This is a genomic window from Dietzia sp. 111N12-1 (assembly GCF_001658045.1).
Classification (GTDB): domain Bacteria; phylum Actinomycetota; class Actinomycetes; order Mycobacteriales; family Mycobacteriaceae; genus Dietzia; species Dietzia kunjamensis.
Genome location: NZ_LSSV01000049.1, coordinates 196,529 through 203,258 on the forward strand (window position 1 = coordinate 196,529; position 6,730 = coordinate 203,258).

Below are 6,730 nucleotides of genomic sequence, written 5' to 3' on the forward strand. Positions count from 1 at the left end.
CACACGCGATCCCACCATGGAAGAGAGAACCACTGTGACGCAGGCACGTCGGCTGTTCACCAGCGAGTCCGTGACCGAGGGGCACCCGGACAAGATCTGTGACGCGATCTCAGATTCGATCCTGGACGCGATGCTGGAGCAGGACCCGGCGGCCCGAGTGGCCGTGGAGACGATGGTCACCACCGGCATGGTCCACGTGGCCGGCGAGGTCAAGACCACCGGTTACGTGGAGATCCCGCAGCTCATCCGCGACAAGATCGTCGAGATCGGTTACGACTCCTCGGACAAGGGTTTCGACGGCGTCTCCTGCGGCGTGTCGATCTCGATCGGGCAGCAGTCGCCGGAGATCGCCCAGGGCGTGGACACCTCCCACGAGGCCCGCACCTCCACAGACTCGGTCGAGGACGCCATCGCCCGCCAGGGTGCCGGCGACCAGGGCCTGATGTTCGGCTACGCCTGCTCGGACACCCCCGAGCTCATGCCACTGCCCATCGCGCTGGCCCACCGCCTCTCGCGGCGGCTGACCGAGGTGCGCAAGGACGGCACGCTGGCCTACCTGCGCCCGGACGGCAAGACCCAGGTCACCATCGAGTACGACGGCGACCGCGCGGTCCGGCTGGACACCATCGTCATCTCCACCCAGCACGCCGACGGCATCGACCTGGAGACCACCCTGCGCGACGACCTCACGCAGCACGTGATCGACCCGGTCCTGACCGAGGCCGCCGGCGGGATCGACACCGCCGACTTCCGGCTGCTGGTCAACCCGACCGGCCGGTTCGTCCTCGGCGGCCCGATGGGCGACGCCGGCCTGACCGGACGCAAGATCATCGTCGACACCTACGGCGGCATGGCCCGCCACGGTGGCGGCGCCTTCTCCGGCAAGGACCCGTCCAAGGTGGACCGCTCCGCCGCCTACGCCATGCGCTGGGTCGCCAAGAACATCGTCGCCGCCGGCCTGGCCGAGCGCGTCGAGGTCCAGGTCGCCTACGCCATCGGCAAGGCCGCCCCGGTCGGACTGTTCGTCGAGGCGTTCGGCACCGAGAAGGTCGACATCGACCGACTCCAGCAGGCGGTGACCGAGGTGTTCGACCTGCGGCCCGGTGCGATCATCCGCGACCTGGACCTCAAGCGTCCGATCTACGCCCCCACGGCCGCCTACGGACACTTCGGCCGCACCGACATCGACCTGCCCTGGGAGCGCACCGACCGCGTCGACGAGCTCAAGCAGGCCGCCGGACTCTGACGCCGTCACCCCGTGTGTCGTAGCGGGGTGCGAGGATCCCGCACGTGACCACCACGCGCCCAGCGACCCGGGTCGCGGCGGCCGATGCCCCCGTGGCCCGGGTCCTGCCGTTGCTCGGGGTCTTCCATCTCGACCGGGAGTTCGACTACCTGGTCCCCGAGTCACTCTCCGCCGAGGCGGTCCCGGGGGTGCGGGTGCGGGTGAGGTTCGCCGGGCGGCTGGTCGACGGTTTCCTCGTCGAGCGGCGCGCGCAGACCGATCACCAGGGGGATCTCGCCTGGCTCGAGCGGGTCGTGTCACCCGAGCCCGTCCTCACCCCGGACCTGCTCCGGTTGGTCGACCTGGTGGCGCGGCGGTGGGTGGGCATGCGCTCGGACGTGATCCGGTTGGCGATCCCGCCGCGCCATGCCGCCGCCGAGAAGTCCGTTCCCGAGCCGGGGCCGCCCCTGGGAGTGTCGGTGGGGCCGGTAGAGATGCCGGAGGGGTGGGGCGACCACCCGATGGTCGCGAGGTTCCTCGAGGCCGCGACCGGCGCCGTCCCCGCCCGCGGGGTGTGGACGGTCCCGCCGGGACGGGACTGGGCCCGGGCCCTGGCGACCCTCGCCGACTCCCTGCGCCGTCGTGGGCTCCAGGTCCTCCTGATCGTCCCGGACCAGCGGGACGTCGACCGTCTCACCGCGGCCTGTCGCGAGGTAGTCGGGGGCGGCGCGGCCGGTCGGGACCTCGTCACGGATCTGTCCGCCGGGGTCGGGCCGTCCGCCCGGTACCGACGCTGGTTGCGGGCGATCCGCGGCCACGCCCGGATCGTCGTGGGCACCCGGAGCGCGGTCTTCGCCCCCCTGCCCGAACTCGGTCTCATCGTGCTGCACGACGACGGGGACGACTCGTTCGTCGAGCCGCGTGCCCCGTATCCCCACACGCGTGACGTCGCCGCACAGCGATCGGCCCTCGAGGGCGTACCCCTGTTGCTGTCGTCGGTGGACCGGACCCCCGAGGTCGCCGAGTACGTCCGCTCCGGGTGGGCACACGAGATCCGCCCGCGCCCCGGACTGACCCGCGAGCTCGCGCCCCGCGTGGTCGCCGTGACCGACGCCGACCCGCTGCAGGCCCGCGACGTCGCGGGGGGCCGCACGCGGCTGCCCGCCGTGGCGTTGACGATGGCCCGGGAGGCGATCGACGTGGACGCCCCGGTCCTCGTACAGGTGCCCCGCAAGGGGTACATCCCCACGCTGCTGTGTGGGTCGTGCCGGACCCCGGCGCGGTGTCGCCGGTGCAACGGCCCGCTCCGCGCCGGGCGGATGGACGAGGTCCACGGGCCGGTGGAATTGGCGTGCGGGTGGTGCGGGGCCCCCGAGCCGAGCTTCCGCTGCGTGGCCTGCGGATCGCGGGCGCTGCGGGCCGGGGTGGTGGGGGCAGGCCGCACCGCGGAAGAGCTGGGCCGGATGTTCCCCGGTGTCCGGATCCGCACGAGCGGGGGAGGGGAGATCCTGGACACCGTGCCCGCGAGCCCGGCGATCATCGTCGCCACCCCGGGAGCGGAACCCGTCGCCGAGGGCGGGTACGGGGCCGCACTGCTCCTGGACTCGTGGGCGCTTCTCGGCCGACCCGACCTGCGGGCCGTCCAGCACGCCCTGCGCCTGTGGATCGGGGCGGCCGGTCTCGTCCGTCCCGCCGACGAGGGGGGCAGGGTGTTCCTGTCCGCCGAATCCGAGTCCGCGGTCGCCCAGGCGCTGGTCCGGTGGGATCCCCAGGGCTGGGCGGAGCGCGAGCTCGCGGACCGCGCCGAGGTCGGGTTCCCGCCGGCGGTGCACATGATCGCGGTCGACGGGCCGGCCGCCGCGCTCGCCGAGGTCCTCGAGGACTTCCGCCTCACGGACCGTGTCGAGGTACTGGGTCCGGTGGATCTGCCCGCCGGGGAGGAGCTCCCTGGTCATGACGAGGTGGAGGACCCGGAGCGTGTGCTGTTCCGGGTGCCCCCGCCCGTCCTCGCCGAGGTCGCGGCAGAGCTCCGAGCACTGGTCCTCCGACGTTCCGGACGCCGCCACAGCCACTCGGTCCGGGTTCGTCTGGACCCCGTCCACATCGGTTGACCGCCCGCCGTGCGTCCGGCCGACCGCCGACGACGGCGCACGCCGACGGAGCGCCTAGAATGGCCGTTCAGCACCGACGCCTGCCAGGAGACCCGATACGCATGTCCGTCCATCCCGTCCGGCTCTTCGGCGACCCCGTCCTCCGGACCCCCGCCGACCCCGTCACCTCCTTCGACGACAGGCTGGCACGCACCGTGGCGGACCTCATGGACACCGTCGCGCACGAGGAGGGCGCCGGGCTCGCGGCGCCCCAGATCGGGTTGTCCACCCGCGTGTTCGTCTACAGCTGCGGCGGGCGGGAGGGTCACCTGGTCAATCCCGAGTGGGAGCCGATCGGCGAGGAGAAGACCCACGTCAACGAGGGCTGCCTGTCCATCCCCGGGATCTCACTGCCCACGGAGCGGTTCGCCCGCGTCCGGGCCCGCGGAGTCGACGTGCACGGCGAGCCCGTCAGCTTCGAGGCCGAGGGCATCCTCGCCCGCGCCGTCCAGCATGAGACCGACCACCTGGACGGGGTGCTGTTCCTGCAACGCCTCACCCCGGAGCGCCGACGCGAGGCGATGGCCGAGGTCCGCTCGGCCAGCTGGTTCGGCAGCGCCGCGGTCAGCGGCGGCGTCATCTACGACACGCTCTCCGACGCGATGGCGGTGAGGTGAGAAGTGCGTCTCGTCTTCGCCGGCACCCCGGAGGTCGCCGTCCCGTCCCTGCAGGCGCTGCTCGACAGTGACCGTCACGAGGTCGTCGCCGTCGTCTCGCGTCCCGACGCCCGCACCGGCCGCGGTCGGGGACTGTCCCGCAGCCCCGTGGCGGCCGCGGCCGACGCAGCGGGCATCGAGGTCCTCACCCCGCCGAACGCCCGCGACCCCGAGTTCGCGGAGCGACTGCGCGCGCTGACACCCGACGCGGTTCCGGTGGTCGCCTACGGCCACCTCGTTCCGCGCCCCGTCCTCGACATCCCCACCCACGGGTGGATCAACCTGCACTTCTCCCTGCTCCCCGCATGGCGGGGGGCCGCCCCGGTCAACGCCGCCGTCGCCGCCGGTGACGAGGTCACCGGCGCGACCACCTTCCTGCTGGACGAGGGCATGGACACCGGCCCGGTCCTGGGGACGATGACCGAGACCGTCCGGCCCCGCGACACGGCCGGGGACCTCCTCGGCCGACTCGCGGTGTCCGGCGCCGGGCTGCTCGCGGCGACCCTGGACGGGATCGAGACGGGAGAGCTCCGCGCGGTTCCCCAGCCGGCCGACGGCGCCTCCCATGCACCGAAGCTCACGGTCGACGACGCGCGGGTGCGGTGGAGCGATCCCGCCCTGGCCGTCGACCGGCACATCCGGTCGGTCACCCCTGCGCCGGGCGCCTGGACGACGCTCGGCGGCGAACGGGTGAAGATCGGCTCGGCCCGCCCCGCCGAGGACGCGCCCACGGACCTCGGGCCCGGACTCATCTCGTGGGACAAGCAGTCGTTCCTCGTGGGCACCGCGACGGTACCGATGGCGATCGAGACCATCCAGCCCCACGGCAAGAAGATGATGAACGCGCTGGACTGGGTGCGCGGCGCCCGGCTCGACGAGGGCGCGGTGTTCGAGTGAGCGCCGACGACCGACAGGGCCGCGGGCAGGGGCCCGATCCCCGCCGCGGGGGCGGACAGGGACGCCCGAAGAGCGGTGGAGGCAACCGCCCGCAGTCGGACCGCCGGCGACGTCCGGACACCCGGCCGCAGAAACAACAGAAACAGCAGAAGCAACCCCGTCCCGACGCCAGGACCGTCGCGCTGGCGGTCATGGCGGCCGTGCGGGAACGCGCCGCCTACGCCAACCTGGCCCTGCCGGCGGAACTGCGCCGCGCCAAGCTGGACACACGCGACGCGGCGCTGGCCACGGAGTTGACCTACGGCACGCTCCGCGCAGAGGGACTGCTCGACCGGGTGATCGTGCTCGCGGCGTCCCGGCCCGTCGAGGAGATCGACCCGCCGGTCCTCGATCTCGTGCGGCTGGGCGCCTACCAGTTGCTGTTCACCCGGATCGGTGCGCACGCCGCCGTCGACACCGCCGTCGAGGCCGCGCGCACCGCCGGCCTGGGCCGGGCGGGCGGGTTCGTCAACGCGGTCCTCCGCAAGGTCGCCGCCCGCGACCTCGACTCCTGGGTCGACGCGCTGCGTGACGGTGTGACCGACCCGGTGGCTCGGATGGCCATCGGCACCGCGCACCCGGAGTGGATCGCCCGCGCGTTCGCGGACTCGCTCGGCGCCGCCGCCGGGGAGCTTCCCGAGTTGCTCGCCGCCGACGACGCCCGGCCGAAGGTCCACCTGGCCGCCCGCCCCGGTGCCATCACGGGCGAGGAACTGGCACTGATCACCGGCGGTACGGAGGGTGAGCTGTCCCCGTACGCGGTCCACCTGGACTCCGGGGACCCCGGAACGCTCGACGCCGTACGAGAAGGGCTCGCGGCGGTCCAGGACGAGGGCAGCCAGCTCGTGGCGCTGGCCGCCGCCCGCGCCCCCCTGGGCGGTCCGGACTCCGGGAGGTGGCTCGATCTGGCCGCCGGGCCCGGCGGGAAGGCGGTCCTGCTGGGCGCGCTGGCGGAGATCGAGCAGGCGACGCTCACCGGGGTGGAGATCTCCGAGCACCGCGCCGACCTGGTCCGCGGCGCGACCAAGGACCTGCCGGTGACCGTGCACACGGCCGACGGACGCGACCCGGGTCTGGAGCCGGGGTTCGACCGGGTATTACTCGACGCCCCGTGTTCCGGCCTCGGCGCACTCCGCCGTCGACCCGAGGCGCGGTGGCGCAAGACCGCCGCCGACATCCCGGGCCTGGTCACGCTCCAGCGCGAACTCCTCGAGTCGGCCCTGCGTCTGGTCCGACCGGGCGGGGTGGTGCTGTACGCGACCTGCTCGCCCCACCTCTCGGAGACAGTGTCGGTCATCCGCGAAGCCGCCCGGCGTGACGACGTCGAACTCCTCGACGTGCGTGACATCCTCGCGGAGGTGGTCGGCCGTCCGGTCGACGGACTGGGCGACGGCCCGTGGGTGCAACTGTGGCCGCACCGGCACAGCACAGACGCGATGTTCATGGCGGCACTACGACGGGGTCACGATGCGTGAGGATGCGCAGTTCAGCTCGCACGGGGTTCGGTGCTCGGCCTGGGTCTATGGCCCGGACGCGCCGTCGGACGGCCCTGCGAGCCCGGCACCTGCCATCGTCATGGCACACGGCTTCGGGTGCATCCGGGACCTGCGCCTACCCGCGTACGCCGAGCGATTCCGGGACGCGGGCTTCGTCGTGGTGGTCTTCGACTACCGGCATTTCGGCGCCAGCGACGGACAACCCCGGCAACTCCTCGACATCGGCCGCCAACTCGACGACTGGCGGATGCTCCTATGGATGTCAAG

6 protein-coding genes are annotated in these 6,730 nt (G+C 73.2%); all 6 read left to right on the plus strand.

Annotated features, from left to right (window positions below; translation table 11 throughout):
* Positions 1-16: 16 nt before the first annotated feature.
* Positions 17-1,246 carry a methionine adenosyltransferase gene (metK, locus tag AYO52_RS12830; RefSeq protein WP_067717964.1) on the plus strand — a complete coding sequence of 410 codons (1,230 nt, stop codon included), beginning with the start codon at positions 17-19 and terminating at the stop codon, positions 1,244-1,246.
* 44 nt (positions 1,247-1,290) lie between these two features.
* Positions 1,291-3,336: a primosomal protein N' gene (locus AYO52_RS12835; protein WP_067717966.1), complete on the plus strand. Its 2,046-nt coding sequence runs from the start codon at positions 1,291-1,293 to the stop codon at positions 3,334-3,336.
* 101 nt (positions 3,337-3,437) lie between these two features.
* Positions 3,438-3,992, plus strand: coding sequence for a peptide deformylase (gene def, locus AYO52_RS12840; protein WP_067717969.1), 555 nt, complete (start codon positions 3,438-3,440; stop codon positions 3,990-3,992).
* 3 nt (positions 3,993-3,995) lie between these two features.
* Positions 3,996-4,928, plus strand: coding sequence for a methionyl-tRNA formyltransferase (gene fmt, locus AYO52_RS12845; RefSeq protein ID WP_067717972.1), 933 nt, complete (start codon positions 3,996-3,998; stop codon positions 4,926-4,928).
* Complete coding sequence (locus tag AYO52_RS12850; RefSeq protein WP_082923989.1) at positions 4,925-6,442, plus strand: RsmB/NOP family class I SAM-dependent RNA methyltransferase; 1,518 nt, start codon at positions 4,925-4,927, stop codon at positions 6,440-6,442. The genes fmt and AYO52_RS12850 overlap by 4 nt, the downstream gene beginning before the upstream one ends.
* On the plus strand, positions 6,435-6,730 hold a 296-nt coding region (locus AYO52_RS12855), incomplete at its 3' end, for an alpha/beta hydrolase (RefSeq protein WP_371517764.1). The genes AYO52_RS12850 and AYO52_RS12855, both read left to right, overlap by 8 nt.